This is a genomic window from Enterobacter sp. K510 (genome assembly GCF_055804875.1).
In genome coordinates, this window is sequence record NZ_JBNRLQ010000012.1 from 1 (window position 1) to 25,954 (window position 25,954).

The 25,954-nt window shown below is 56.5% G+C and carries 20 protein-coding genes and 1 riboswitch; of the genes, 9 read left to right on the plus strand and 11 right to left on the minus strand.

The window, feature by feature from the left end; translation table 11 throughout:
- Positions 1 to 93: 93 nt before the first annotated feature.
- Positions 94 to 975, minus strand: coding sequence for a glutamate racemase (gene murI, locus ACQUTD_RS18670; protein WP_072571304.1), 882 nt, complete (start codon positions 973 to 975; stop codon positions 94 to 96).
- Positions 920 to 2,788 (minus strand): TonB-dependent vitamin B12 receptor BtuB, encoded by a 1,869-nt coding sequence (gene btuB, locus ACQUTD_RS18675; RefSeq protein WP_473277151.1) that lies wholly within the window; start codon positions 2,786 to 2,788, stop codon positions 920 to 922. The genes murI and btuB overlap by 56 nt, the downstream gene beginning before the upstream one ends.
- A gap of 66 nt (positions 2,789 to 2,854) precedes the next feature.
- Positions 2,855 to 3,030: riboswitch (cobalamin riboswitch) on the minus strand.
- Between the two features lie 116 nt (positions 3,031 to 3,146).
- On the opposite strand from btuB, the gene trmA reads away from it, so the two are divergent.
- Positions 3,147 to 4,247 carry a tRNA (uridine(54)-C5)-methyltransferase TrmA gene (trmA, locus tag ACQUTD_RS18680; protein ID WP_072571306.1) on the plus strand — a complete coding sequence of 367 codons (1,101 nt, stop codon included), beginning with the start codon at positions 3,147 to 3,149 and terminating at the stop codon, positions 4,245 to 4,247.
- 5 nt (positions 4,248 to 4,252) lie between these two features.
- Here the strand turns inward: trmA and ACQUTD_RS18685 are convergent, their stop codons facing one another.
- Together ACQUTD_RS18685 and fabR are read right to left on the minus strand one after the other, a co-directional pair.
- Entirely contained in the window at positions 4,253 to 4,612 is a 360-nt protein-coding gene (locus ACQUTD_RS18685) for a YijD family membrane protein (protein ID WP_072571307.1), read from the minus strand.
- A gap of 10 nt (positions 4,613 to 4,622) precedes the next feature.
- Positions 4,623 to 5,258 (minus strand): HTH-type transcriptional repressor FabR, encoded by a 636-nt coding sequence (fabR, locus tag ACQUTD_RS18690; protein ID WP_072571308.1) that lies wholly within the window; start codon positions 5,256 to 5,258, stop codon positions 4,623 to 4,625.
- Between the two features lie 199 nt (positions 5,259 to 5,457).
- Here fabR and sthA point away from each other — a divergent pair, with 199 nt between their 5' ends.
- On the plus strand, positions 5,458 to 6,858 hold the full coding sequence (gene sthA, locus ACQUTD_RS18695) for a Si-specific NAD(P)(+) transhydrogenase (RefSeq protein ID WP_072571309.1): 1,401 nt from the start codon (positions 5,458 to 5,460) through the stop codon (positions 6,856 to 6,858).
- Here sthA and oxyR read toward each other — a convergent pair.
- Positions 6,841 to 7,758 (minus strand): DNA-binding transcriptional regulator OxyR, encoded by a 918-nt coding sequence (gene oxyR, locus ACQUTD_RS18700; RefSeq protein ID WP_072571310.1) that lies wholly within the window; start codon positions 7,756 to 7,758, stop codon positions 6,841 to 6,843. The two genes, sthA and oxyR, sit on opposite strands and share 18 nt — an antisense overlap.
- Before the next feature lie 394 nt (positions 7,759 to 8,152).
- Here oxyR and ACQUTD_RS18705 point away from each other — a divergent pair, with 394 nt between their 5' ends.
- The gene (locus tag ACQUTD_RS18705; protein ID WP_473277156.1) at positions 8,153 to 10,246 is read left to right on the plus strand and encodes a glycosyl hydrolase family 18 protein; all 2,094 of its coding nucleotides are present in this window, start codon (positions 8,153 to 8,155) and stop codon (positions 10,244 to 10,246) included.
- Positions 10,247 to 10,295: 49 nt separating this feature from the next.
- Here the strand turns inward: ACQUTD_RS18705 and argH are convergent, their stop codons facing one another.
- The 3 genes from argH to argC all read right to left on the minus strand — a co-directional run bounded on the left by argH (position 10,296) and on the right by argC (position 13,581).
- Positions 10,296 to 11,669: an argininosuccinate lyase gene (gene argH, locus ACQUTD_RS18710; RefSeq protein WP_473277158.1), complete on the minus strand. Its 1,374-nt coding sequence runs from the start codon at positions 11,667 to 11,669 to the stop codon at positions 10,296 to 10,298.
- Between the two features lie 123 nt (positions 11,670 to 11,792).
- Positions 11,793 to 12,569, minus strand: coding sequence for an acetylglutamate kinase (gene argB / locus ACQUTD_RS18715; RefSeq protein WP_099458830.1), 777 nt, complete (start codon positions 12,567 to 12,569; stop codon positions 11,793 to 11,795).
- Positions 12,570 to 12,576: 7 nt separating this feature from the next.
- Positions 12,577 to 13,581 carry an N-acetyl-gamma-glutamyl-phosphate reductase gene (gene argC, locus ACQUTD_RS18720; RefSeq protein ID WP_473277161.1) on the minus strand — a complete coding sequence of 335 codons (1,005 nt, stop codon included), beginning with the start codon at positions 13,579 to 13,581 and terminating at the stop codon, positions 12,577 to 12,579.
- An 88-nt stretch (positions 13,582 to 13,669) separates the two neighbouring features.
- On the opposite strand from argC, the gene argE reads away from it, so the two are divergent.
- The 5 genes from argE (at position 13,670) to gldA (ending at position 20,618) form a co-directional block, all read left to right on the plus strand.
- A complete protein-coding gene (gene argE / locus ACQUTD_RS18725) occupies positions 13,670 to 14,821 on the plus strand; it encodes an acetylornithine deacetylase (RefSeq protein ID WP_473277163.1) in 1,152 nt (383 codons plus the stop codon).
- A gap of 336 nt (positions 14,822 to 15,157) precedes the next feature.
- Positions 15,158 to 17,809, plus strand: a complete 2,652-nt coding sequence (gene ppc, locus ACQUTD_RS18730) for a phosphoenolpyruvate carboxylase (protein WP_318377310.1) — start codon at positions 15,158 to 15,160, stop codon at positions 17,807 to 17,809.
- Positions 17,810 to 17,868: 59 nt separating this feature from the next.
- Entirely contained in the window at positions 17,869 to 18,711 is an 843-nt protein-coding gene (locus ACQUTD_RS18735; protein ID WP_318377309.1) for a helix-turn-helix transcriptional regulator, read from the plus strand.
- A 128-nt stretch (positions 18,712 to 18,839) separates the two neighbouring features.
- Positions 18,840 to 19,502: a fructose-6-phosphate aldolase gene (gene fsa / locus ACQUTD_RS18740; protein WP_473277165.1), complete on the plus strand. Its 663-nt coding sequence runs from the start codon at positions 18,840 to 18,842 to the stop codon at positions 19,500 to 19,502.
- 12 nt (positions 19,503 to 19,514) lie between these two features.
- Entirely contained in the window at positions 19,515 to 20,618 is a 1,104-nt protein-coding gene (gldA, locus tag ACQUTD_RS18745) for a bifunctional L-1,2-propanediol dehydrogenase/glycerol dehydrogenase (protein WP_473277167.1), read from the plus strand.
- A 35-nt stretch (positions 20,619 to 20,653) separates the two neighbouring features.
- Here gldA and metF read toward each other — a convergent pair whose 3' ends face one another.
- The 3 genes from metF to metB form a co-directional block, all read right to left on the minus strand.
- Complete coding sequence (metF, locus tag ACQUTD_RS18750) at positions 20,654 to 21,544, minus strand: methylenetetrahydrofolate reductase (protein WP_072571320.1); 891 nt, start codon at positions 21,542 to 21,544, stop codon at positions 20,654 to 20,656.
- Positions 21,545 to 21,742: 198 nt separating this feature from the next.
- Positions 21,743 to 24,175 (minus strand): bifunctional aspartate kinase/homoserine dehydrogenase II, encoded by a 2,433-nt coding sequence (locus tag ACQUTD_RS18755; RefSeq protein WP_473277169.1) that lies wholly within the window; start codon positions 24,173 to 24,175, stop codon positions 21,743 to 21,745.
- A gap of 2 nt (positions 24,176 to 24,177) precedes the next feature.
- Positions 24,178 to 25,338 (minus strand): cystathionine gamma-synthase, encoded by a 1,161-nt coding sequence (gene metB, locus ACQUTD_RS18760; protein WP_318364381.1) that lies wholly within the window; start codon positions 25,336 to 25,338, stop codon positions 24,178 to 24,180.
- Positions 25,339 to 25,614: 276 nt separating this feature from the next.
- Between metB and metJ the strand changes: the two genes are divergently transcribed.
- Complete coding sequence (metJ, locus tag ACQUTD_RS18765) at positions 25,615 to 25,932, plus strand: met regulon transcriptional regulator MetJ (protein WP_072571323.1); 318 nt, start codon at positions 25,615 to 25,617, stop codon at positions 25,930 to 25,932.
- Positions 25,933 to 25,954 lie beyond the last annotated feature (22 nt).

Consider the following 25,954-nt stretch of genomic DNA (forward strand, 5'->3'; position numbering starts at 1 on the left):
GACCCGCCGGCCTGTAAGCCGTTGTTCCGTGTCAGTGGTGGCGCATTATAGGGAGTTATTCCGGGCTGACAACCCCTAAATTCAAAAAATTTATCAACCGTCTCTTTTTTGCTCAAAAACGTCCTGAACCGCCAGTTTTTCGAGCATTTTGAAGCCATAGCGCTGCAAAACGGGCAGTAATTGTACAGCTTCAGGCGTGGCCTCCATACAGAACGCGATATTTTCATCCGCCGATTTCGCATCTGGCGCGTCATGCTCTAATAGCCAGACCGTGCGGCGCGCAATGGCCGCACCGGAATCCACCAGCCGGGTGCCGTCAGGTAAAACCTGTAGCAGCTCCTCACGCAGCAGGGGGAAATGCGTACAGCCTAACACCACGGTATCCGGCGGTTCCGGCATCCGCAGCCACGGGCGCAGAATGCGCTTCAGGTTTTCAAGCGGAACAGGCTTACCGTGCAGCTTGGCTTCCGCCAGCTCAACCAGCTCTGATGAACCCAGCATTTCGATATGGCATTCATTCGCGAAACGCTGGATGAGTTCATGCGTATAAGGACGCTTTACCGTGCCGCGCGTTGCCAGTAGCCCGACAATGCCGTTAGCTGTCAGTCGCGCCGCAGGTTTGATGGCGGGAACCACTCCCACAACCGGGAACTGGAATTTTTCGCGCAGAGCAGGAAGGGAAACGGTGCTGGCGGTGTTGCAGGCAATGATGGCCATTGCCAGGGGATAGCGCGCCTGAACAGCAGTGACAATGTTCAGCACCCGCTCCACGATAAAGGCTTCGCTTTTTTCCCCGTAAGGGAAAGCCACATTATCGAAGGCATAAATGTAATGCAGATCCGGCAGCAGTTGCCGGATCTCATCATAGACCGATAACCCACCGACGCCGGAGTCAAACACCAGCACGGTAGGTTTGAGGTCAGAAGGTGTAGCTGCCAGACAAGTTGTATTCTCGTCCTGCAGTTTGGTAGCCATAAGCTGTCTCGTAATCTTTATCGAACAGGTTAGCTATTTTACCACGAACTGTAAGATGAGAGGTGACAGGATATGACGCTGTGACATCCACGGTGCTGTAACTCGGCAGCCTTTGCTGCACGTTATTGTACTCCGAGGTATTGTTGTCATAACGCTTGCCAAAATATTGCCAGGAAACGTCCATACCTACGTCAAACATCGTCCAGTCGAGCTGATACTTCGCCTGCTGCCGGGAACGGCGCGCCAGCACTTCATCGTTTTCATCATTACGCGGATCGACATATTGCAGCGTCACGCGATGGTAGAAAATGCCGGTATCGAAACTCCCCGTCCATTCCACGCCTTTAATGGTGGCAGAGTTAATGTTGTCGTACGCGCCGGCAAAGGTCACAGGATCGGAATAGTAGGTGATCAGATTGCTGATTTCGTAACGATAGGCCGACAGACGCCAGTCCAGCGGCCCGGTCAGGCCTTCAAGCCCCGCCTCCCACTGCTTTGACTCTTCCGGCTTCAGATTCGGGTTGGAATCAATACCGAAACGGGTTGAGCCGAACTGCTGCCCCAGCGACGGCGCGAGGAACCCTGTACCGTAGGAAAGGGTTAAGCGGTAATCCTCAACAAACTCCCAGCCTGCGGCAGTCTGCCAGGTACCGTGCCAGCCAAACTGCTCATCATGATCTTCACGACCAGAGGCTTCCAGCGTCACGTCGCCAAACTGCTGCTGCCCGGTAAGATACAGACCGGTATCATCACGCTTATAGGTATCTGACGTTGCGGTATCGGAAGACGTCAGGCGTTGCTGCTGCCAGTCGACGCCGCCGCTCACCGAGCCATGGCCGACGATAAGGTTATTACCCCATTGCAGATTACGCTGCTCCAGACGGTCCAGCGAGGAGCCGTCCTGATAACGGCCATAAATGCTGCTGTAGTTGTAATCTTTGATCTTCTGATAGCTGGCAATGAGCTGCGAAGAGTAAATGCCGGAGTGATATTCCAGCCCGGTATCCCAGGTCTGGTTATAAAGCTGATTTTCATCGGCGCTGTAAGCTGGCATGAACGGCGGGCTGCCAAGATCGTAATCGACGTTATTGGCATAGCTGTGGCCACGGAAGAAGCCGTTGAAGTTGTCGTTAAACTTATGCTCGACGCTGCCCCAGAACGTTTTGTTGTGGTAGCCGTCGCGGTCATTGTCGTGATCCCAGCTGGAGCCAGGCTGCACATTAAAGCCACGGGTACTTTCGTAAGAACCTGCCAGCGTCGCCAGGGTATCGCCGAAACGCTGACGCAGCGCGCCATCGTACTGCTGATAGCCTTTCGAGCCTACGCTGGCGGTAATTTTCGACTGTTCTTCATCGCTGCGGGTAATGACGTTAATCACGCCCCCCATCGCGCCGGAACCATAAATCGCCGAACGCGGACCGCGAATGTATTCGATACGCTGCACCAGGGACACCGGAATTTGGTTGAGATCGGGATTATTGGTGATGCCTGGTCGCCCCATCGGGATACCATCCACCAGCACCAGCACCTGTCGCCCTTCGGTACCGCGAACGTACAGCGTGGAGTTTTGTTTCATCCCGCCGTTCTGCGCAATATCCACGCCCGGTAAACGACGCATCACATCATTGAGGGTTTTTGCCTGCCAGCGGTCAATCTCTTCACGGGTCACGACATCCGTAGGTGCCAGTACCGTGCCAACGGGCTGCTGAAAACGATTTGCGGTGACGACAACGTTGTCCGGGTTGCTATCCTGCGCCCAGCCAGAAAATGCCGTGACGGAGAGCGCCGTCAGCAGCGAAGTTTTTTTAATCATTGTTAAAGCATCCACAATATAAGAAGGATGCCGCAGGCCCCATCGATAGCACGCGATGATGTGAACCAAATGCGACGTTAACCGGCAGGTCTTCGGGCTCGAAAGTACAACAGATGATGACTTCCCACCTTACGGCAGTGTCTGCTTTCGCTATCACCCTTAACTTCTTACCGCTGCGCGTCAGCTCCAGATTTGCACTGGATTCCCTTTTAACTCAGGAGACCGGAAAGCGGATGCTACATTTAGTTACATATAGATGTCCAGACTGCTAATTAAGAAATCCGAAAACCGCAGGGCTGGACAATACGCACACAATCCCTACAATCCCCGCGTAATTCAATCTTACTCAGGACGCACCATGACCCCAGAACACCTCCCGACAGAACAGTACGACGCGCAACTGGCCGAAAAAGTCGTCCGACTGCAAAGTATGATGACGCCTTTTGCCGCGCCGGTTCCGGAGGTGTTCCGTTCCCCGGTCAGCCATTACCGTATGCGTGCCGAATTCCGCATCTGGCATGACGGTGACGACCTGTATCACATCATCTTCGACCAGCAGACGAAAAACCGTATTCGCGTCGACAGCTTCCCGGCGGCCAGCGAGCTGATTAACCAGCTGATGCGCGCCATGATGGAGGGCGTACGTCACTCCCCGGTTTTGCGTCATAAGCTGTTCCAGATCGATTACCTCACCACCCTCAGCAATCAGGCCGTGGTATCGCTGCTGTACCATAAGAAGCTGGATGATGCCTGGCGCGAACAGGCCGAAGCCCTGCGCGATGCGCTGCGGGCGCAGAACCTGAACGTGCACATTATTGGTCGCGCCACGAAAACCAAAATCGCGCTGGATCAGGATTATATCGACGAGCGACTGCCGGTCGCCGGTAAAGAGATGATCTATCGTCAGGTGGAGAACAGCTTCACGCAGCCTAACGCGGCCATGAATATTCAGATGCTGGAATGGGCGCTGAACGCCACAAAAAATTCGACGGGGGATTTGCTGGAGCTGTACTGCGGAAACGGCAACTTCTCGCTGGCGCTGGCGCGCAACTTCGATCGGGTACTGGCGACGGAAATCGCCAAGCCGTCAGTGGCGGCAGCGCAATACAATATTGCCGCTAACCACATTGATAACGTGCAGATTATCCGCATGGCGGCAGAAGAGTTTACCCAGGCGATGAACGGCGTGCGGGAATTTAACCGCCTGCAGGGGATCGATCTGAAAAGCTATCAGTGCGAGACGATTTTCGTCGATCCGCCGCGTAGCGGGCTGGACAGCGAAACCGAGAAGATGGTGCAGGCGTACCCGCGTATTCTGTACATTTCCTGTAACCCGGAAACCTTATGCAGGAACCTGGAGACGCTGAGCCAGACGCACAATATTGAACGTCTGGCCCTGTTCGATCAGTTCCCGTACACGCACCATATGGAGTGCGGCGTACTGTTGACCCGTAAGTAAGCGGCTTATTCCGGCAGTTCATGCCTGCGGTTACGCAGGCGATAACCGATCCAGAATACCAGCGCCACGGAGAGCACCGCAGGCACGAAGTTAGAGCCGATAGCCGGATACTCTGCGCGCACCACGGCGCTGTAAAGCAGCACGCCAAGGATGAAACACGCCGCCGCCAGACCGGGTAAACCCACCGGCATGGTACGGTTCTGATAACGCTGATGCAGACAGTACACCGTCAGCACCAGCGCAATAATCGGGAAGATGGAAAACGGCACAACAGAACTGAAAATGGCGGTAAAGGTGCCATTGATGGACAGGCCAGCGATCAGCGCCAGCAGCAACGTACCTTTATCTTGAACTGTCTGTTTCATTACTCATCCTTCACTCATCGGGTTGTTGCGAAATTTTCTCTTGTTCACGGCGATACCAGTAATACGCGCCTTTGGAAATCATCCGCAGCTGTAAAACCAGTCGCTCTTCTAATTGCCGACGTTGTTCCACGCCAATATCTAATGCTTCAGCGCCTGCGTTAAAGACGATAGTGACCATCGCTTCGGCCTGCGCTTCGGTGAACGCCCGCGGCATATGATTTTCGAGTTCGAGATAATCCGCAAGTTCCGCAATAAAGTGCTGAATTTCACGCGCCACCGCGGCACGAAACGCCGCCGACGTGCCGGAGCGTTCCCGCAGCAGCAGACGAAAAGCATTAGGGTTATTGCCGATAAATTCCATAAAGGTGGACACCGACGTGCGGATCACGCTGCCGCCTTTGGCGATACGCTGACGCGCCTGGCGCATCAGCTGGCGCAGCATCAGCCCGCTTTCATCCACCATGGTCAGGCCGAGTTCATCCACATCGCGGAAATGGCGATAAAAAGAGGTCGGCGCAATACCCGCCTCACGCGCCACTTCGCGCAGGCTGAGGCTGGCAAAACTACGCTCAGCGCTTAATTGACTAAATGCCGCTTCTACCAGCGAACGCCGGGTGCGTTCTTTTTGTTGCGCTCTAACGCCCATCACGATGTCTGAATCCTTCCAAAGGCCCGATGGCACTATACCAGACAATAAAACTAATCGGTTTACATTGCTTTGTGAATGATTGTTTACGGGCAGTTTGTGCTTTGGCTTCGCAAAAAAGCACAACGATAATTGGGTTAAAGCGGGGCAAATGTTATCATTGTGTTTATTTTGTGTATAAAAACAGGTGAGTAATACCATGTCACATTCTTGGGATTACGATGCAATAGTGATAGGCTCCGGCCCAGGCGGCGAAGGCGCGGCAATGGGTCTGGTTAAACAGGGAGCACGGGTCGCGGTTATCGAACGCTACCACAACGTGGGCGGCGGCTGTACGCACTGGGGCACCATCCCTTCCAAGGCGCTTCGCCATGCCGTCAGCCGTATCATTGAATTCAACCAGAACCCGCTGTACAGCGACCATTCCCGCCTTCTTCGTTCCTCCTTTGCCGACATCCTCAATCATGCCGACAGCGTGATTAACCAGCAGACCCGCATGCGTCAGGGCTTCTATGAACGCAATCATTGCGAGATCCTGCAGGGCAACGCGCATTTTGTCGACGATCATACGCTGGCGCTGGAGTGCCCGGACGGCACAGTGGAAACGCTGACCGCCGAAAAATTCGTCATTGCCTGCGGCTCGCGCCCGTACCATCCGGCAGACGTCGATTTTGCGCATCCACGCGTGTACGACAGCGACTCGATCCTCAGCCTTCAGCATGAACCGCGCCATGTGATCATCTATGGCGCCGGGGTAATCGGCTGCGAATACGCGTCGATCTTCCGGGGAATGGAGGTCAAAGTTGATCTGATCAACACCCGCGATCGTCTGCTGGCGTTCCTCGATCAGGAGATGTCAGATGCCCTCTCCTATCACTTCTGGAATAACGGCGTGGTTATTCGCCACAATGAAGAATACGAGCGCATCGAAGGCACGGATGATGGGGTGATTATGCACCTTAAATCCGGCAAAAAGCTTAAAGCGGATTGCCTGCTCTACGCGAACGGCCGCACCGGTAACGTGGACTCGCTGGCGCTGGAAAACATCGGTTTACAGGCGGATGGACGTGGCCTGCTGAAAGTGAACAGCATGTACCAGACGGCGCTGCCGCACGTGTATGCCGTCGGCGATGTGATTGGCTACCCGAGCCTGGCGTCTGCCGCTTACGATCAGGGCCGTATCGCCGCGCAGGCGATGGTAAAAGGCGAAGCCAGCGCGCATTTGGTGGAAGACATTCCTACCGGCATCTACACCATTCCGGAAATCAGCTCGGTCGGGAAAACCGAACAGCAGCTCACCGCCATGAAAGTGCCTTACGAAGTGGGGCGTGCGCAGTTTAAACACCTGGCGCGCGCGCAGATCGTCGGCATGAGCGTCGGCACGCTGAAAATTCTGTTCCACCGCGAGACCAAAGAAATTCTGGGGATCCACTGCTTTGGCGAACGCGCCGCCGAAATTATTCACATCGGCCAGGCGATCATGGAGCAGAAAGGTGGCGGTAACACTATTGAGTACTTTGTTAACACCACCTTTAACTACCCGACCATGGCGGAAGCCTATCGGGTAGCGGCGCTGAACGGCTTAAACCGCCTGTTTTAACAGGCGGTCAAAGTGGCCATCCATAGTGGTACGGATGGCCTCTGCCAGTTGCTCATAGCGGCTGCGCAGCGGTGAGCCAGGGCGGTAGACCAGGCCAATGGTACGACGCGGTTCCGGCTTAATGCACGGCAGATAGATGACGCCGTCGCGCTTGCGCTCTGGCGGCACAGAGAGCGCAGGCAGCAACGTAATACCACTTCCCGCCGCCACCATATTACGCAGCGTTTCCAGACTGGTGGCACGGAAGTGCGTATCTTCGTCGGCCCCGGCTTCGAAGCAGAAGCCCATCGCCTGATCGCGCAGGCAGTGCCCGTCTTCCAGCATCAGCAGTTTTTCGCCTGCGAGATCGCCCATCGGTACGCGATCGCGGTTCGCCCACGGGTGATCCTCATAGATCGCCAGCATCATCGGCTCGTCAAAGAGCGGCACTTCAATAAAGGCTTCACTCTCTTTTACCAGCGCCAGGATCGCGCAATCAAGCTTACCGCTGTCCAGTTGCGTCAGCAGCTGATGCGTCTGGGCTTCATGCAGATACATTTCCAGTTTCGGGAAGGTCTGGTGCAACAGCGGGATAATCTGCGGCAGCAGATATGGCCCCACGGTCGGGATCAGGCCGATATGCAGCGGGCCGGACATGGTTTCGCCCTGCTGGCTGGCCATCTCTTTAAGCACTTTTACCTCACGCAGCACAGTGCGCGCCTGATCCACCAGCAGCAGACCGGACTGGGTAAAGAGTACTTTGCGGCTGGTGCGCTCCAGAAGCATGACGCCAAGCTCATCTTCCAGTTTACGGATCTGGCCGCTCAGCGTAGGCTGGCTGACATGGCAGGCGTCTGCCGCGCGGCGAAAGTGGCGGTGTTCAGCTAACGCAACCAGGTATTCAAGATCGCGAATATTCATTCTTCATCCTCCGACGCCATGATAGTCCATGGCGATAGATAGAATAGCAATGAACGATTATCCCTATCAAGCACTCTGTACAATAATTAGCACCAGAAACGAGGCGGCATCTCAAAAATCCCTTGAAGCCACTCGCCTCGTTTTGAAAATACTAAAGCCAACGTGAACTATTTAGCGGACCATGGGTCCGCTTTTTTTTGCAGCAAATAATGAGTCCTTTACTTATAAATCTACGGATAATCCGTAAAACCCGCCTCTAATTATAAATTAGATAAATATTATCCTGCCAATATATATATTTAGTTTAAGTTAAAACGTTATTCTCTTGAAATATACCTATAACTCTATAAAAATGCCGCGGTAGTCCATCCAATAACTGAAGGAATAGTGAATAATGAAATTAAATACTATGACGCGATATTTTATCGCGGCAGGTCTATTGGCCTGCGCCGGAAACGCCTTTGCGCTGGAAGCATGGAGCGGTCAGGAAGGCGGCGATACTATTGAAGTGATTTTTGACAGTAAAGTGTATACCAACCGCTGGTATGTTAACGCTGATAATTGCCCGAAAGATGCATCCGCAGATAACTGGGAAAATCCATGGACTTATGTCCGCGATGCCACACCCGCAGAAATAAACGAATATGGTAATCCGACCACCTGCGACGCTGGCGGTATCACGCCGGTCAATTACGACGCATTCAGCGCCGAAAAGAATTACGTCACGGGCGATATTGTCAGCTATGGCGATGTGAATTATCAGGCGAAAAGCGCGGTTCCGGCATATTCCTTTACGCCAGGCGAAGATAATCCATGGCAATTATATACCCCAGTTCCGGTGTGGAGTTCTACTCAGGTATATAACAAAGGCGATGTCGCGCAACTTGACGGCCAGTCCTATGAAGCGCTGTTTTACACCGTGGGAGATAATCCCTCGAATCCCGCTAACCAGAACCCGACCGGTACTAATGGCCGTCCGTGGAAGCCATTAGGCCCGACCGTCGAATATAGCGAAGCAGAACTGAGCGCCGCGCCACAATATAGCGCCACTGCGCTTTACGAAGCGGGTACGCTGGTACAGTTCCAGGGCCAGCCCTATGTATCGCAGGCGAAAGTGAAAGCCGTATCGCCGGTTGATGAAAACCCCTGGGCGATTTACACCGACTGGACCGGCACCAAAGAGCGCGTAGGCACGCCGAAAAATCCGTGGCCTGCCCATGTTTACGCCCCCTATGTCGATTTCACTCTGAATTCCATTCCGGATCTGGCGAAGCTGGCGAAAGAGCAAAACATTACCCATTACACCATGGCGTTTGTGGTGGCGAAAAGCGGCGAGCAGTGTATCCCGACCTGGGGCACCGCCTACAGCATGCAGGACTACGCTCAGTACAGCAAAATCAAAGCGCTGCGTGAAGCAGGCGGCGATGTGATGGTGTCTATTGGCGGCGCAAACAACTCCCCGCTGGCGGCAGCCTGTAAGAACGACACCGATCTGCAAAAACACTATTACGACATCGTCGATAACCTGAACCTCAACGTGCTGGACTTCGACATTGAAGGCACCTGGGTCGCCGATCACGAATCCATCCAGCGTCGTAACCGTGTGGTGAAAGCCACCCAGGATCAATGGAAAAAAGAGGGCCGTAAAGTCGGCGTCTGGTATACCCTGCCGATCCTGCCGACCGGTCTGACGCCGGACGGTGTCTACGTGCTGGAAAATGCGCGTGATGCAGGCGTGGAACTGGCAGGCGTCAACGTGATGACCATGGACTACGGCAACTCAATTTGTCAGTCCGACGGCACTGAAGGCCAGAACATTCACGGCACCTGCGCCACCTCCGCCATCGACAACCTGTTTAATCAGCTGAAGAAAATCTGGCCGGCGAAATCTGATAAAGAGATCAACGCCATGATGGGCACCACGCCAATGATTGGCTACAACGACGTGCAGGGCGAAGTGTTCTATCTGTCGGATGCCCAAAAAGTCATGAAGGATGCTACTGACCGTAAGCTCGGTATGATTGGTATCTGGTCAATGGCGCGCGACAAGCCAGGCGTACCGGGTCAGGTTTCTCCGGAACATAGCGGCATGACGCCATCGCAGGCACCCGAGTACGCTTACAGTCAGGTATTCGCGCCTTTCACCAGCGTCTCTGACGAGCTGGCTGACGGCGTACACTCTTTTGAAGCTGTCACCACGGCAAGCCAGCGTAGCGTTGAAATCAACCTCACTACCGCCGCGCAGAAGAGCCGTAAATTTGTCGCTTTCCACAATGCAGGTGAAGGCGATAAATACATGGGTCATACCCAGAATGGTTCGGTGTACTACGGCAGTAAACGCGTCAGCGGCAACGACACCATCGTCACGCTGCATTACTACTACGCACCAAAAGTGGGCGATGTCATTACCCTGGTGGAAGATGTAAAAGGTGAAGTGACTGTACTGAAGAAATTCACCATTACAGAAGAGATGATTAAGCTCAAATAACCCGCTGTGCTAAAACCAGAACCCCGCCGGTGGCGGGGTTCTTTTTTGTTCAGCCCAGGCGTTGTCGGGCATCGGCAATCGCCTGCGCTACCTGCGCCGGTGACACACCGCCTTTCGCCGCGCGTTTATCGAGGCAGGATTGCAGTGACAGGATCGGATAGACATCCTCGCCAATCACGCTGCTGAATTTCTGCAAATCCGCCAGCGGCAGATCTTCCAGCGGTTTACCCTGAGCAATGGCTTCCACTACCGCTTCGCCGACAATATGGTGCGCCTCACGGAAGGGAACGCCTTTGGCGACCAGATAATCCGCCAGCTCGGTAGCATTCGCGTAACCCTGCTGCGCCGCCTCCTGGCAGCGCGGACGTTTCACCTGAATACCGTCCAGTACCAGCGTCGCCATGTGCAGGCAGTCCAGCCAGGTATCCAGCGCATCGAACAGCCCTTCTTTGTCTTCCTGCATATCTTTGTTATACGCCAGCGGCAGACCTTTCAGGGTCATCATCATGCCGGTCAGCGCGCCCTGTACACGGCCGCATTTACCGCGGATCAGCTCCAGCGCATCCGGGTTTTTCTTCTGCGGCATTAAGGAGGAGCCGGACGTCACGCGATCGGACAACTCCACAAAACCTGCTTCACCGGTGTTGAAGAAGATCAGATCTTCGGCGAAACGCGACAGATGCACCATGCCGATGGACGCGTCAGACAGCAACTCCAGCACGTGGTCACGATCCGATACGCTGTCGAGGCTGTTACGGGTCGCCGACGCAAAGCCCAGCCAGCCCGCCAGCTGTTCACGGTCGATTTCATAAGCTGTACCCGCCAGCGCGCCGCAGCCTAACGGACTGACGTCCAGACGCTTTAGCGCATCCTGCAGGCGGCTTTCATCACGGGCGAGCATCTCGACATAAGCCAGACACCAGTGGGCAAAGGTCACCGGTTGCGCACGTTGCAGGTGCGTATAGCCCGGCATCACCGCATCCTGATTCGCCTGCGCGGTTTCCACCAGCGCCGACTGTAACTGGCGATTCGCGCCAAGCAGTTCACTCACCTGCTCTTTACACCACAGTTTCAGATCGGTGGCGACTTGGTCGTTACGGCTACGCCCGGTATGCAATTTTTTGCCCAGCGCGCCCACTTTGTCGATGAGTCTGCCTTCCACCCAGCTGTGAATATCTTCGGCGTCGCTGGTAAGAATTTGCTGCGGATCGAGACGCACTTCCTCCAGCAGAATAGTGAGCGCATCTTCCAGCTGTTGCTGTTCCTGCGTCGTCAGCACGCCTACCGTTACCAGCGCCTTAGACCAGGCCACAGAGCCAACAATATCCTGCTCCGCCAGGCGATAGTCAAAGCGCAAAGAGTCGTTGAACTGTTTGAACCGTTGATCCGCTGCCTGAGTAAAACGCCCGCCCCAAAGTGCCATAACATTCTTCCTTTCTTTATGAATTCTGCCGGATGGCGCTACGCTTATCCGGCCTACGGTCTGTAGGCCCGGCAAGCAACGCGCCGCCGGGCATTAAATCTTACGCCAGCGATGTATGAAATCTTACGCCAGAATACGGGTGCCAATCGGCGTGCCGTTAAACAACGCCGGAAGTTGTTCCGCATGACGCCATGAGGCGATGTCTACCGGACGGCCCAGCGTGCGGGCGGCATCCAGCGCGGCGTTTACTTTCACGATCATGCCATCGGTAATAATTCCCTGGTCGATCAGCTGCTCAGCTTTCGCCGCCGTCATTTCGGCAATGCGCTGACCTTTACCGTCAAGAATGCCGCTGACGTCAGAGAGCAGGATCAAATCCGCGCCCAGGGTCGCTGCCAGCGCCGTGGCCGCCTGGTCGGCGTTGACGTTCATTAACTGCCCGTCGTCGGTCACGCCAATGGAGCTGACCACCGGCAGGAAACCGCCGTCCAGCAGAGTGTTGATAAGCTTTGGCGAGCCAGGTTTTGCATGGCCGACGTGACCCAGTTCTTCGTCGAGCTGTGTCACGCTCACGCTGTCGCCATCGCCCAGATACAGACCAACGGAGGCGATATGATGTTTCTTCGCCCATGCCAGCAGCGTTTTGTTGGCGGTCCCCGCCAGCGCGCCGGTGATGATGTCGATCTGATCGGCTGGCGTGACGCGCAGGCCGTTTTTCTTGGTCACCGGCAGGTTAAGCTGCTTCATCAGCTCATCCACCACGCAGCCGCCGCCGTGCACAATAACCAGCGGGCGCTGATGGGACTCACGATAATTCACCAGCGCCGTAAACAGGCGCTCCAGCGCTTCTTCGCTATCCAGCAGTACGCCACCCAGCTTGATAATTAATGGATTCATCATTGCACCCTTAAATAAGAGACTGCGTTTCAGCATAGCCGAAACGAATGTTTGCACACTGTACCGCCTGCGCCGCCGCACCTTTCAACAGGTTATCTTCGGTCGCCACCACAATGAGATGCTGATCCGACACCGCGAAACCAATATCGCAGAAGGGTAAACCAACCACGTTTTTCAGCGCCGGAACACCTTTGTCATACAGACGCACCAGCGGTTTATCCGCATACGCCTGCCGGAAAGCCTGGGCGATCTGCGCGCTGTCGACGCCCGCTTTCAGGCGGCAGGTGATGGTTTCCAGAATGCCGCGCGGGAAGTTGCCCAGGTGCGGGGTAAAGATCACCTCTGCGCCCAGATGGGTGGTGATTTCCGGGTGATGGCGGTGATTAAACACGCCATAGGGTTGCAGGCTCACTTCGCAGAAACTGTTGGAGATAGCGGCTTTGCGCCCGGCGCCGCTGACGCCGCTGGTGGCGTTGATCACCGGCCACTGGGAAAGATCCAGCAGCCCGGCGTCGATCAACGGCTTCAGCGACAGCTGCGCCGCCGTCGGGTAGCAGCCCGGCACGGCGATCAGATTCGCCTCTTTCAGTTTATCGGCGTTCCACTCCGCCAGGCCATAGACCGCTTTTTCCAGCAGATCCGGGTGCTGATGGGTGAAGCCATAATATTTTTCATAGAACCCGGCATCGTTAACGCGGAACGCCCCGGAGAGGTCGAACACCACGCAGCCCGCCGCCAGAAATTGCGGCGCGAGGTCATGGCTGACTTCATGGGCGGTTGCCAGAAACACCACGTCCACGCCGTCGGTAAATTCGCTGATGTCGGACATCGGCTGTAAAGGCAGATCGACAATGCCTTTCAGCTGCGGATGCAAATCGGAGATGCGCTTTCCCGCATCATTGCTTTGCGCTGACACGGTCAAAGCGGTTATGTTCATATGAGGGTGGCGATTCACATAGCTTACAAGCTCAGCGCCCGCATAACCGCTAGCGCCCACAATCAGCGTATTCAACATCGGGTTCCTTTACGATCAACGTTAGTGTATTTTTATTCACATTTACTGCATGAATATTGATACTATCACGACCTAAGGTGTGTCAACAATGAAAATGAATCTACCGCCATTTATCGAGATTTACCGCGCTCTGATAGCCACACCGTCTATCAGCGCAACGGAAGAAGCGCTGGATCAGAGTAATGCGGCTTTAATCAATCTGCTGGGCGGCTGGTTTGGCGATCTCGGGTTTAAAGTGGACATCCAGCCGGTTCCCGGCACGCGCAATAAATTCAATATGCTCGCCAGCGCGGGCCAGGGGGCTGGCGGTTTGCTGCTTACCGGCCACACCGACACCGTGCCGTTTGACGATGGTCGCTGGACGCGCGATCCCTTTACCCTCACCGAGCATGACAACAAACTTTACGGCCTCGGCACTGCCGATATGAAAGGCTTTTTTGCCTTCATTCTTGATGCGCTGCGTGACGTGGATGTGACGCAACTTAAAAAGCCGCTCTACGTACTGGCCACCGCCGATGAAGAGACCAGCATGGCGGGCGCGCGCTATTTCGCCGAACACGCCGAAATCCGCCCGGACTGCGCCATTATCGGCGAACCGACATCCCTGCAACCGGTACGCGCCCACAAAGGGCACATCTCGAATGCCATCCGCATTCTTGGTCAGTCCGGCCACTCCAGCGATCCGGCGCGCGGCGTTAACGCCATCGAACTGATGCATGAATCCATCGGTCATATTCTGCAACTGCGCGACACGCTGAAAGAACGCTATCACTTTGACGCCTTCACCGTGCCTTATCCGACGCTGAACCTCGGTCACATTCACGGCGGCGACGCGGCGAACCGAATCTGCGCCTGTTGTGAACTGCATATGGATATTCGCCCGCTGCCGGGCATGACGCTTAACGATCTGGAAGGGCTGCTCAATGAAGCGCTGGCGCCGGTGAGCGAACGCTGGCCGGGTCGCGTCAATATTGCCGAGCTGCACCCGCCGATCCCGGGCTACGAGTGCCCGCCGGATCACCAGCTGGTCGAGGTGGTGGAAAAGCTGCTCGGCACGCAAACGGAAGTGGTGAACTACTGCACCGAAGCGCCCTTTATTCAGACCCTGTGCCCGACGCTGGTGTTAGGCCCCGGCTCAATTAATCAGGCGCACCAGCCGGATGAATATCTGGAAACGCGCTTTATTAAGCCGACCCGGGAGCTGATCACCCAGGTGGTGCATCACTTCTGCTGGCATTAATTCTTCCCCCTCGCCTCCCGGTGAGGGGTGATTTTTGTCACATCTCCATAAGCTTTACTTATCTGCAACTGCGCCTGTTAACTTTCATAAATTGCCGTCATTTATTCGTTTGCTGAACCGTTTTCGCAGCAATTGACGCACGGGGTTTTACGTGGCTTTATAAAAGACGACTACAAAACAATGTCCGAAAGATTTCGAATCACAGCAAGGCGGCAAACGCACACATCCCAGGGAGCTTACATAAGTAAGTGACCTGGGTGAGTAAGTGCAGCCAACGCCGCTGTGGTTTGAAAGATACAGGACATTTACAAAATGAGATGGGGTGTCTGGGTTAACATGAACGAACAATATTCCGCTTTGCGTAGTAATGTCAGTATGCTCGGCAAGCTGCTGGGAGATACCATCAAGGACGCGCTGGGAGAGAACATTCTCGACCGTGTCGAAACGATCCGTAAGCTCTCAAAATCCTCACGTGCAGGTAACGAAGCCGACCGCCAGGCGCTGCTCACCACCTTGCAGAACCTGTCCAACGATGAGCTGTTACCGGTGGCTCGCGCCTTCAGCCAGTTCCTGAATCTGGCGAATACCGCCGAGCAATACCACAGCATATCGCCAAAAGGCGAAGGGGCCAGCAATCCGGAAATTATCGCCCGCACCCTCAGAAAGCTGAAAGACCAGCCCGATCTCAACGAAGACACCATTAAAAAAGCCGTGGAATCCCTGTCGCTGGAGCTGGTGCTGACCGCCCACCCGACAGAAATCACCCGTCGCACGCTGATCCACAAAATGGTGGAAGTGAATAACTGCTTAAAGCAGCTTGATAACAAAGACATTGCCGATTACGAGCGTAACCAGCTGATGCGCCGCCTGCGCCAGCTGATTGCCCAGTCCTGGCATACGGATGAAATCCGTAAACATCGCCCAAGCCCGGTGGACGAAGCCAAATGGGGCTTTGCCGTGGTGGAAAACAGCCTGTGGGAAGGCGTCCCGAATTACCTGCGCGAGCTGAACGAACAGCTGGAAGAAAACCTTGGCTACAAGCTGCCGGTGGATTTTGTCCCGGTGCGCTTCACTTCCTGGATGGGCGGCGATCGCGACGGCAACCCGAACGTCACCGCGGAGATCACCCGCCACGTCCTGCTGCTGAGCCGCTGGAAAGCCACCGATCTGTTCCTGAAAGATATTCAGGTGCTGATCTCTGAACTGTCGATGGTGGAATGCACCGACGAACTGCGTGAAATGGTCGGCAGCGAAGGCGCGCAGGAGCCGTACCGCTATCTGCTGAAAGGGCTGCGCAGCCAGCTGATGGCGACCCAGTCCTGGCTGGAAGCCCGTCTGAAAGGCCAGCGCCTGCCGAAACCCGCGGGCCTGCTGACCAACAACGAACAGCTGTGGGATCCGCTATACGCCTGCTATAAATCGTTGCAGGCCTGCGGCATGTCGATCATCGCTAACGGCGAACTGCTCGATACCCTACGCCGCGTCAAATGCTTTGGCGTGCCGCTGGTGCGTATTGATGTGCGTCAGGAAAGCACGCGTCATACCGAAGCGCTGGGCGAACTGACCCGCTACCTCGGCATTGGCGATTACGAAAGCTGGTCGGAGGCCGATAAACAGGCGTTCCTGATCCGCGAACTGAATTCCAAACGCCCGCTGCTGCCGCGCAACTGGGAGCCAAGCGACGACACCCGCGAAGTGTTTAACACCTGCAAAGCGATCGTCGATGCGCCGCAAGGATCCGTTGCCGCCTATGTGATCTCCATGGCCAAAACACCGTCCGACGTGCTGGCGGTGCATTTGCTGCTGAAAGAGGCCGGTATCGGCTTCGCCCTGCCGGTCGCGCCGCTGTTTGAAACTCTCGATGACCTCAACAATGCCAATGACGTCATGACCCAGTTGCTGAATATCGACTGGTATCGCGGCTTCATTCAGGGCAAACAGATGGTGATGATTGGCTATTCCGACTCCGCGAAAGATGCGGGCGTGATGGCGGCCTCCTGGGCGCAATATCAGGCACAGGACGCGCTGATCAAAACCTGCGAAAAAGCGGGCATCGCGCTGACGCTGTTCCACGGACGCGGCGGCTCTATTGGGCGTGGTGGCGCACCGGCGCACGCGGCGCTGCTCTCGCAACCGCCGGGCAGCCTGAAAGGCGGTCTGCGCGTGACCGAACAGGGCGAGATGATCCGCTTTAAGTACGGTCTGCCGGATATCACCATCAGCAGTCTGTCCCTCTACACCGGCGCGATCCTCGAAGCCAACCTGCTGCCGCCGCCGGAGCCGAAAGACGCCTGGTGCCACATTATGGACGAGCTGTCTGACATTTCCTGCGACATGTACCGTGGCTATGTGCGCGAAAACGAAAGCTTTGTGCCCTATTTCCGTTCGGCGACGCCGGAGCAGGAACTCGGCAAACTGCCGCTGGGCTCACGTCCGGCCAAACGTCGCCCGACCGGCGGCGTCGAATCGCTGCGCGCCATTCCGTGGATTTTCGCCTGGACGCAAAACCGCTTAATGCTGCCCGCCTGGCTGGGCGCAGGCGCGGCGCTGCAAAAAGTGGTGGAAGACGGCAAGCAGAGCGAGCTGGAAGCCATGTGTCGCGACTGGCCGTTCTTCTCTACCCGTCTGGGGATGCTGGAAATGGTGTTCTCCAAAGCTGACCTGTGGCTGGCGGAATACTACGATCAGCGTCTGGTGAAACCGGAGCTGTGGGCGCTGGGCAGCGAGCTGCGCGACCAGCTGGAAGCGGATATCAAAGTGGTGCTGGATATCGCCAACGACTCGCACCTGATGGCCGACCTGCCGTGGATCGCCGAGTCTATCCAGTTGCGTAACATCTATACCGACCCGCTCAACGTTCTCCAGGCCGAACTGCTACACCGTTCGCGTCAGGCGGAAGAAGAAGGTAAAGAAGCAGATCCGTGCGTGGAACAGGCCTTAATGGTCACCATCGCCGGTGTGGCTGCCGGTATGCGTAACACCGGCTAATCAGCACGGCCTCCCCCGCCCGGTGACGCAAGGTTCACCGGGCGATCTCCGGGAAAAACATGTCATACGACCTCAGCCATCACCTTACCCGATTCGCCGAAGACGCCGCCCTGTTGCAGCGCGTCTGGTTTGCTCGTGGCGCAGGGCCGGTTCCGGCAGGGGCATTGCAGACGGATTTTCCGCGGCTGGAAATCGTGCTCGACGGCGAAATAACAGACGGCAGTGAACCCGCAGTCATGGCGGAAAACGACGTGCTCTTTATCCCCGCCGGTCACTGGAACGCGCCGCAGTGCCGCCAGCCCGCCACTCTGCTTAACATCCACTTTGAGAAACAGTATTTAGTTTTCAGCGTGCAACGCCGGGACGGCGTCCATCTGCACAATCTGTGTCACGCCCAGGTGGCGCGGCGCGGCCCGCGTACCGGCTCTTTATTATTGCAGACGCTCAGTGAATTACAGATGCAGCCGCACGAGCAGCGCACCGCCCGTCTCACGGTAAGAAGCCTGCTCAGCCACTGCGCCGATCTGCTGGGCAGCCAGATCCAGACCGCCTCCCGCAGCCAGGCGCTGTTTGAAGCCATACGCCATTATATCGACGAAAATTATGCCGCGCCGCTCACCCGTGAGTCCGTCGCGCAGGCATTCTATATTTCCCCGAACTACCTCTCCCATCTGTTTGCCAATACCGGGGCGACAGGATTTAACGCTTATCTGAACCAGATCCGGCTGGAACATGCACGCATGTTGCTGAAAAATTACGATCTGAAAATAAACGAAGTGGCCCACGCCTGCGGCTTTGTTGACAGTAACTATTTCTGCCGCCTGTTCCGCAAAGCCACCGAGCGCACCCCGTCCGAATACCGCCGCCAGTATCACAGCCAGCTGACCAAAACGAACCTGTGAGCCAGCTCGCATTTCTGACCGCAGCTTACATTTGTCCAGTGTTTGGCAGATTTGACAGATAGCGGCCTGTCGGCCCCGGCTTTTATGCTGATCGCCATCGCAACTTCAGAAAGCTGACGAGGTAAAGCATGGAACTCTATCTGGACACGGCCAACGTTGCCGAAGTCGAACGCCTGGCGCGCATTTATCCGCTGGCGGGCGTGACCACCAACCCGAGCATAATCGCCGCCGGTAAACAGCCGCTGCGGGAGGTATTACCTCGTCTGCAACAGGCTATCGGGCCTGACGGCACGCTGTTCGCGCAGGTGATGAGCCGTACGGCGGACGGCATGGTGGCAGACGCCCGACACCTGAATGACATCCTGCCGGGCATCATTGTCAAAGTGCCGGTGACTGCCGAAGGGCTGGCGGCCATCAAAATGTTAAAAAAAGAAGGCATCGTGACGCTGGGAACGGCGGTGTACAGCCCGGCACAGGGTCTGCTGGCGGCGCTGGCGGGGGCAAAATACGTCGCGCCCTACGTCAACCGCGTGGATGCGCAGGGCGGCGACGGTATCCGTATGGTGCAGGAACTGCAACGTCTGCTCGAACTTCATACGCCGGACAGCATGGTGCTGGCAGCCAGCTTTAAGACCCCGCGCCAGGCGCTCGACTGTCTGCTGACCGGATGTCAGGCGATTACGCTACCCTTAGAGGTAGCGCAACAAATGCTCGGTACGCCGGCAGTAGAGGCGGCGATCGAGAAATTCGAGCACGACTGGCAAACCGCCTTTGGCACGTTAACGCTGTAAAAGGAGTCAACTATGGACCACATTATTCAATCGCCGGGTAAATACATTCAGGGGGCGGATGTGCTCACCCGTCTGGGAGACTATCTGAAACCGCTGGCGGAAAGCTGGCTGGTGGTCGGTGACAAATTCGTTTTAGGTTTCGCGCAGGAGACGCTGCAAAAAAGTTTTGATGACGCCGACCTGAGCGCCGATATCGTGCCCTTTGGCGGCGAATGTTCGCAAACGGAAATCGACCGTCTGCGCGCGCTGGCTGAAGAGGCAGACTGCACGGCGGTGCTGGGCATTGGCGGCGGTAAAACCCTGGATACCGCCAAAGCGCTGGCCCACTACATGCACCTGCCGGTGGCGATCGCACCGACCATCGCCTCAACCGATGCGCCGTGCAGCGCGCTGTCGGTGATCTATACCGACACCGGTGAATTCGAACGTTACCTGATGCTGCCGAAAAACCCGGATCTGGTGATTGTCGATACCAAAGTGGTGGCGGGCGCGCCTGCGCGTCTGTTAGCCGCCGGGATCGGCGATGCGCTGGCCACCTGGTTTGAAGCGCGCGCCTGCGCCCGCAGCGGGGCCACCACCATGGCGGGCGGACAGTGCACCCAGGCGGCGCTGGCGCTGGCCGAGCTGTGCTACAACACGCTGCTGGAGCAGGGTGAAAAAGCCATGCTGGCGGCGGAGCAGCATGTGGTCACCGCCGCGCTGGAGCGCATCGTGGAAGCCAATACTTATCTCAGCGGCGTCGGCTTTGAGAGCGGCGGGCTGGCGGCCGCGCATGCCATTCACAACGGTCTGACGGCGATCCCGGACGCGCACCATTACTATCACGGCGAAAAAGTGGCCTTCGGTACGCTGACGCAGCTGGTGTTAGAAAACGCGTCGGTGGAGGAGATCGAAACCGTGGCGTCGCTGTGTCACAGCGTCGGCCTGCCGATCACCCTCGCCCAGCTGGATATTAAAGCCGATATTCCGGCGAAATTGCGCCAGGTGGCGCAAGCGGCCTGCGCGGAAGGGGAAACTATTCACAATATGCCGGGCGGCGCCACGCCTGATGAGGTGTACGCGGCGCTGATCGTCGCCGATCAGTATGGTCAGCGTTTCCTGGAAGAGTGGGAATAAACCGGTTGCCGGGCAGTCATGCCCGGCGTTTTTGGTTACAGCGACGGGCGCACGCCCAGCGTATGACAAATGGCATAGCTCATCTCGGCGCGGTTCAGCGTATAGAAGTGGAAATCCTTCACCCCTTCGCGGCTTAAAATCTTCACCATGTCCATGGCGATATTCGCGCCCACCAGCTTACGGGTTTCGGGGTCATCATCCAGACCGTTAAACATCTGCGACATCCATGCCGGAATACGCACGTTGGTCATGTCGGCGAATTTTTTAGCCTGTTTAAAGTTCGAGACCGGCAGAATGCCCGGAATGATTTCCACGTCGATGCCGGTCGAGGCGCAGCGGTCGCGGAATCGCAGATAGCTTTCCACGTCGAAGAAAAACTGCGTGATGGCACGGTTAGCGCCAGCGTCGATTTTGCGTTTCAGGTTCAGCAGATCCGCCTGCGCGCTCTTCGCTTCCGGGTGCACTTCCGGATAGGCGGCAACGGAAATATCAAAATCAGCAACCTCTTTTAACAGCGCGACCAGGTCGGTGGCGTACATATCAGGCTTACCGCCGCCCGGCGGCAGATCGCCGCGCAGCGCCACGATATGACGGATACCGTTGTTCCAGTAATCCCGGGCGATGCTGCGCAGTTCGTCACGGCTGGCGTCAATACAGGTGAGATGCGGCGCCGCTTCCAGACCGGTTTTATCTTTGATGCCTTTAATAATGCTGTGCGTACGGTCGCGCTCGCCGGAGTTTGCGCCATAGGTCACAGAGACAAATTTCGGCTTCAGGCTGCTCAGGCGATCGATGGAGTGCCATAAAGTCTGTTCCATTTCACTGGTGCGCGGCGGGAAAAACTCAAAAGAGACATTAATCTGCCCCTGCACTTCTGCCAGGCTCTGATTCAGGGCTTCCCGCTGGTTGGCGTGAAAAAAGCTCATACCTTACCTCATCAATCGCGTGTCGTTGTTTATTGTAATGTGAACTTCTATACGTTTAGACGTCCAGATGTAAAAATGACGGAAAAGCGATATGGCGTCAACAGAATTATCGTGAAACTGTGTGAGGATTGTTCAGGGAAGATGAAAAAGATTCAGGATGGAAAGCCCCCCTCACTCTGGCAGTGAGGGGGATAAAAACTACAACAGTTGCGCCAGGCGATTGATGTCTGACTGGATCGCCCCGGCGGTCACATCGCGTCCTGCGCCAGGCCCGCGGATCACCAGCGGATTATCGCGATACCAGCGGCTTTCGATGGCGAACACGTTATCGCACGGCAGCAGCGCCGCCAGCGGATGTTCAGGGCGTACCGCTTCCACGCCGACGCGCGCTTTGCCGTTAGCGTTGAAACGCGCGACGTAACGCAGCACGAGGCCCATTTCCCGCGCCGCTTCCAGTCGCTGCACCATCTGGTCGTTCAGCTCATCGCCATTCTCGAAGAAGTGATCCACCGACCCCTCTTCGCAGCCGTTCGGCACCAGTGATTCGACGCGCACCTGATCCGGTTCGATGTCATAACCCGCTTCACGGGCGAGGATCACCAGCTTGCGCATCACGTCTTTACCGGAGAGATCGACGCGCGGATCCGGCTCGGTCAGCCCCTGCTGCCAGGCCTGATCCACCAGCTCAGTAAAGGGCACGGTGCCGTCAAACTGCAGGAACAGCCAGGAGAGCGTGCCGGAGAAAATACCGCTGATGGCGAGAATGGCATCGCCGCTGTCGATCAGATCGCGCACGGTATGGTTCACGGGTAAGCCCGCGCCCACGGTGGCGTTATACAGCCAGTGACGGCCGGTTTTTTCGAAGGCGTCATGGATCTGGCGGTATTTGTGACTGTCGCTTGCTCCGGCCAGTTTATTGGCGCTGATAACGTGAAAACCGTGGCTGGCGAAATCCAGATACTGATCGGCCAGCTGTTCGCTGGCAGTCACGTCCAGCACCACTAAATCATCATAGGGATGGGCGCGCATCCACAGGAACAGCGACTCTTCATCCTGTTCGACCGCTTCATCGTTAAAGAACGCCAGCGCGCGGCTGGCATCCAGCCCCTCATAGCTCAGCAGGCTGCGGCGGCTGTCCACCACGCCCGCCAGCACAAATTCAAAACCGGTCCGCGCCGATAGCGCGCCCTGTTCGCGGGCGAACAGCTCCAGCCAGCGCGAGCCGATATTGCCCTTGCCGAACAGCATCAGACCGATACGTTTTTCCGCGCGGAACAGCGACTGGTGCAGCCCCTGGATCAGGCTCTCCGTCGGCCCGGCGCGCAGCACGGCCACCAGGCTGATGCTGTCGTCGGACTGCCAGATAAACTCCACCGGCTGGCCTTTCAGTTGCTGCCAGAAACGATGGCTGTGCAGCGGATTACGGCAGACGCCCGCCCCGACCAGCGCCACCAGCGCCAGCCCCTGACGCAGGCGCAGTTCACCGGTCAGCCCGGCGTCCTGCAACAGCTTCAGCGCGCTGTCGACCACTTCCGAGGTGTAGCAGAGTTGCAGCAGGTTGCGATCGTTATGAATGCCGACCGCCAGCGGACGCAGCTGCGCGCGCTTGAGGATCAGATCCACCTCTTTATGAGCCAGTGCAAAATCCTGGCTGGCGGGCACCTGGAACTCAATCAGGCAGACGTCATCATGACTGGTGACAATACGCGCCCCGGTGCCGGATGCCAGCACGCGTTCAATGCGCGTGGAGCCCTGCTCCGGGTTGTAGCTGCAACGCAGTTGCAGATCGATGTCGCTGGCGGAAACCGGCTGTAAGGTACGGGCGTGCAGCACCGGCGCAGCCAGACGCGCCAGTTCGCTGGCTTCATCAAGGCGCAGTAGCGGCAGCAGGCAGGCATCTTTTACTTTACGCGGGTCGGCGCTGTACACCCCGGCCACATCGCTCCAGATGGTCACCCGGGACACGCCGCCCAGCGCGCCGATTTGCGTCGCCGAGTAGTCAGAGCCGTTACGGCCCAGCAGCACGGTTTCCCCCGCGTCGTTGCGGCAGATAAAGCCCGTCACCACGGTACGTTTATTGGGATGCTGCGCCAGCAGTTGCTGCAACAGCGGATAGGATAAGCCTTCATTGACCTGCGGCTGCGGGCCGCGCTCGGCGCGCAGGAAGTCGCGCGCATCCAGCCAGGCGGATTCCATACCCTGTAAATTGAGCACCGCAGACATCAGGCGCGCCGACCAGATCTCACCGTGCCCCACCACTTCCGCATACACCGCGTCGGTGATGCCGCTGTCAAGCAGCGCCGCCAGTCGCTCCAGATCGTGAATAAACGCCAGGGTGAGCGTGTCGGCCATATCCGCAGGCAGCAGACCGCCGATCAGATCGCTTTGATAGCGACGCAGCGCCTGTTGAACCTGATGCGCAGAGAGCCTGTCGGTCTGGCTTAACTTCAGCCAGCTGATCAACTGGTTGGTGGTGCTGCCCGCCGCCGAGACGACCATCATGTCGCCAGGCTGCGAATATTCCGCCATGATACCCGCCACGCGCAGGTAACATTTCACGTCAGCCAGACTACTCCCACCAAACTTATGCAGTTGACGACCCTTCGCCCCTGCCTGCGCAATCACACTCATGTTTACCCCTTGTTTGCTGCCCGGAAGCCATTTTCCAGGTCGGCAATTAAATCTTCGCCATCTTCGATGCCGGTGGAAATACGCAGCAGCGTCTCGGAAATACCCGCCGCGGCGCGCGCTTCTGGCGCCATGCCTGCGTGCGTCATAGTGGCGGCGTGGGAGATCAAACTTTCAACTCCCCCTAACGACTCCGCCAGCGTAAACAGTGACAGCCCGCTTAAGAAACGACGTAATGTTTGTTCATCGCCATCCAGTTCGAAACTGAGCATGGCGCCAAATCCTTTTTGCTGACGAACAGCAATCTCGTGGCCCTGATTTTCCGGCAACGACGGGTGATACAGTTTTTTCACCAGCGGCTGTGTTTTAAGGAAATCCACAATCCCCTGGGCATTGCGTTGCGCCACTTCCATGCGCGGCGACAACGTACGCAGCCCGCGCAGCAGCAGATAGCTGTCAAAGGCGCTGCCGGTGACGCCGATATTATTCGCCCACCATGCCAGTTCAGTGACAGTCGCCTCGTCTTTGGCGATCACCACCCCTGCGACCACGTCAGAATGGCCATTCAGATATTTAGTGCATGAATGTAAAACCAGATCGGCACCCAGCGCCAGCGGGTTCTGCAACGCCGGACTTAAGAAGGTGTTATCCACCACGCTGACGGCCCCGGCTTCACGCGCAAGCTGACAGATTTTCGCAATATCCACTACGCGCAACAATGGGTTGCTCGGACTTTCCACCAGCACCAGTTTCGGTTTTTCGGCCAGCGCCGATTTTAATGCCTGCTCGTCACCCTGATCGACAAATAAAACGCGATAACAGCCGCGTTTTGCCAGGCTGTCGAACAGGCGGTAGCTGCCGCCGTAGCAATCGTGCGGCGCGACCAGCAGATCGCCGGGCTTCAGAAAGACAGTGGTCACCAGGTGGATCGCCGACATGCCGGTATTGGTCATCACCGCGCCCGCGCCGCCTTCCAGTTCCGCCAGCGCGCGCTGCACCACATCCCGCGTCGGATTACCGCGACGGGAGTAGTCATGGGCACGCGGTTCGTTGAAGCCGGTGAAGTTATAGGTACTGGAGAGATGAATCGGCGGGACAACGCAACCGTACTGCTCGTCATCATTCAATCCGCTACGCACTGCGATGGTGGCCTGTTTACGCGTCATGTGAAGGCTTCCTGGCTTAAGGGATGAAAAGTCAGCCATCAGAATAGCATTGTGAATATGGACGTCAATACATCTGGACATCTAAACTTCTTTGCGTATAGATTGAGCAAATGCATAATAGCCGTTAAAATTATATGCGTTAGCGCATATCCGCCGATTCGATACTCCGTGTCACGGTGTCGTCTCTACGGTAAACTACGCGAGATTACGGTGCGGTACCTGCGTTTGATCAGGTTTCGACCTTTTACTAATGACTGAGAGGATTAAAGGTATCTCATGGCTGAATGGAGCGGCGAATATATCAGCCCATACGCTGAGCACGGTAAGAAGAGTGAACAAGTAAAGAAAATTACGGTTTCCATTCCTCTGAAGGTGTTAAAAATCCTCACCGATGAACGTACTCGTCGTCAGGTGAACAACCTGCGTCACGCCACTAACAGTGAACTGCTGTGTGAAGCGTTCCTGCATGCCTTTACCGGTCAGCCTTTGCCGAACGATGAAGACCTGCGTAAAGAGCGCAGCGATGAGATCCCGGAAGCGGCGAAGATCATCATGCGTGAACTGGGCATCGACCCGGATACGTGGGAATACTAAGCAATAAAAAAGGGCAGAAGAT

What these genes read in the sequence shown, in the direction of transcription:
- murI (WP_072571304.1), bottom strand. Translation starts at nt 975, where the DNA reads ATGGCTACCAAACTGCAGGACGAGAATACAACTTGTCTGGCAGCTACA.
- btuB (WP_473277151.1), bottom strand. Translation starts at nt 2,788, where the DNA reads ATGATTAAAAAAACTTCGCTGCTGACGGCGCTCTCCGTCACGGCATTT.
- trmA (WP_072571306.1), top strand. Translation starts at nt 3,147, where the DNA reads ATGACCCCAGAACACCTCCCGACAGAACAGTACGACGCGCAACTGGCC.
- ACQUTD_RS18685 (WP_072571307.1), bottom strand. Translation starts at nt 4,612, where the DNA reads ATGAAACAGACAGTTCAAGATAAAGGTACGTTGCTGCTGGCGCTGATC.
- fabR (WP_072571308.1), bottom strand. Translation starts at nt 5,258, where the DNA reads ATGGGCGTTAGAGCGCAACAAAAAGAACGCACCCGGCGTTCGCTGGTA.
- sthA (WP_072571309.1), top strand. Translation starts at nt 5,458, where the DNA reads ATGTCACATTCTTGGGATTACGATGCAATAGTGATAGGCTCCGGCCCA.
- oxyR (WP_072571310.1), bottom strand. Translation starts at nt 7,758, where the DNA reads ATGAATATTCGCGATCTTGAATACCTGGTTGCGTTAGCTGAACACCGC.
- ACQUTD_RS18705 (WP_473277156.1), top strand. Translation starts at nt 8,153, where the DNA reads ATGAAATTAAATACTATGACGCGATATTTTATCGCGGCAGGTCTATTG.
- argH (WP_473277158.1), bottom strand. Translation starts at nt 11,669, where the DNA reads ATGGCACTTTGGGGCGGGCGTTTTACTCAGGCAGCGGATCAACGGTTC.
- argB (WP_099458830.1), bottom strand. Translation starts at nt 12,569, where the DNA reads ATGATGAATCCATTAATTATCAAGCTGGGTGGCGTACTGCTGGATAGC.
- argC (WP_473277161.1), bottom strand. Translation starts at nt 13,581, where the DNA reads ATGTTGAATACGCTGATTGTGGGCGCTAGCGGTTATGCGGGCGCTGAG.
- argE (WP_473277163.1), top strand. Translation starts at nt 13,670, where the DNA reads ATGAAAATGAATCTACCGCCATTTATCGAGATTTACCGCGCTCTGATA.
- ppc (WP_318377310.1), top strand. Translation starts at nt 15,158, where the DNA reads ATGAACGAACAATATTCCGCTTTGCGTAGTAATGTCAGTATGCTCGGC.
- ACQUTD_RS18735 (WP_318377309.1), top strand. Translation starts at nt 17,869, where the DNA reads ATGTCATACGACCTCAGCCATCACCTTACCCGATTCGCCGAAGACGCC.
- fsa (WP_473277165.1), top strand. Translation starts at nt 18,840, where the DNA reads ATGGAACTCTATCTGGACACGGCCAACGTTGCCGAAGTCGAACGCCTG.
- gldA (WP_473277167.1), top strand. Translation starts at nt 19,515, where the DNA reads ATGGACCACATTATTCAATCGCCGGGTAAATACATTCAGGGGGCGGAT.
- metF (WP_072571320.1), bottom strand. Translation starts at nt 21,544, where the DNA reads ATGAGCTTTTTTCACGCCAACCAGCGGGAAGCCCTGAATCAGAGCCTG.
- ACQUTD_RS18755 (WP_473277169.1), bottom strand. Translation starts at nt 24,175, where the DNA reads ATGAGTGTGATTGCGCAGGCAGGGGCGAAGGGTCGTCAACTGCATAAG.
- metB (WP_318364381.1), bottom strand. Translation starts at nt 25,338, where the DNA reads ATGACGCGTAAACAGGCCACCATCGCAGTGCGTAGCGGATTGAATGAT.
- metJ (WP_072571323.1), top strand. Translation starts at nt 25,615, where the DNA reads ATGGCTGAATGGAGCGGCGAATATATCAGCCCATACGCTGAGCACGGT.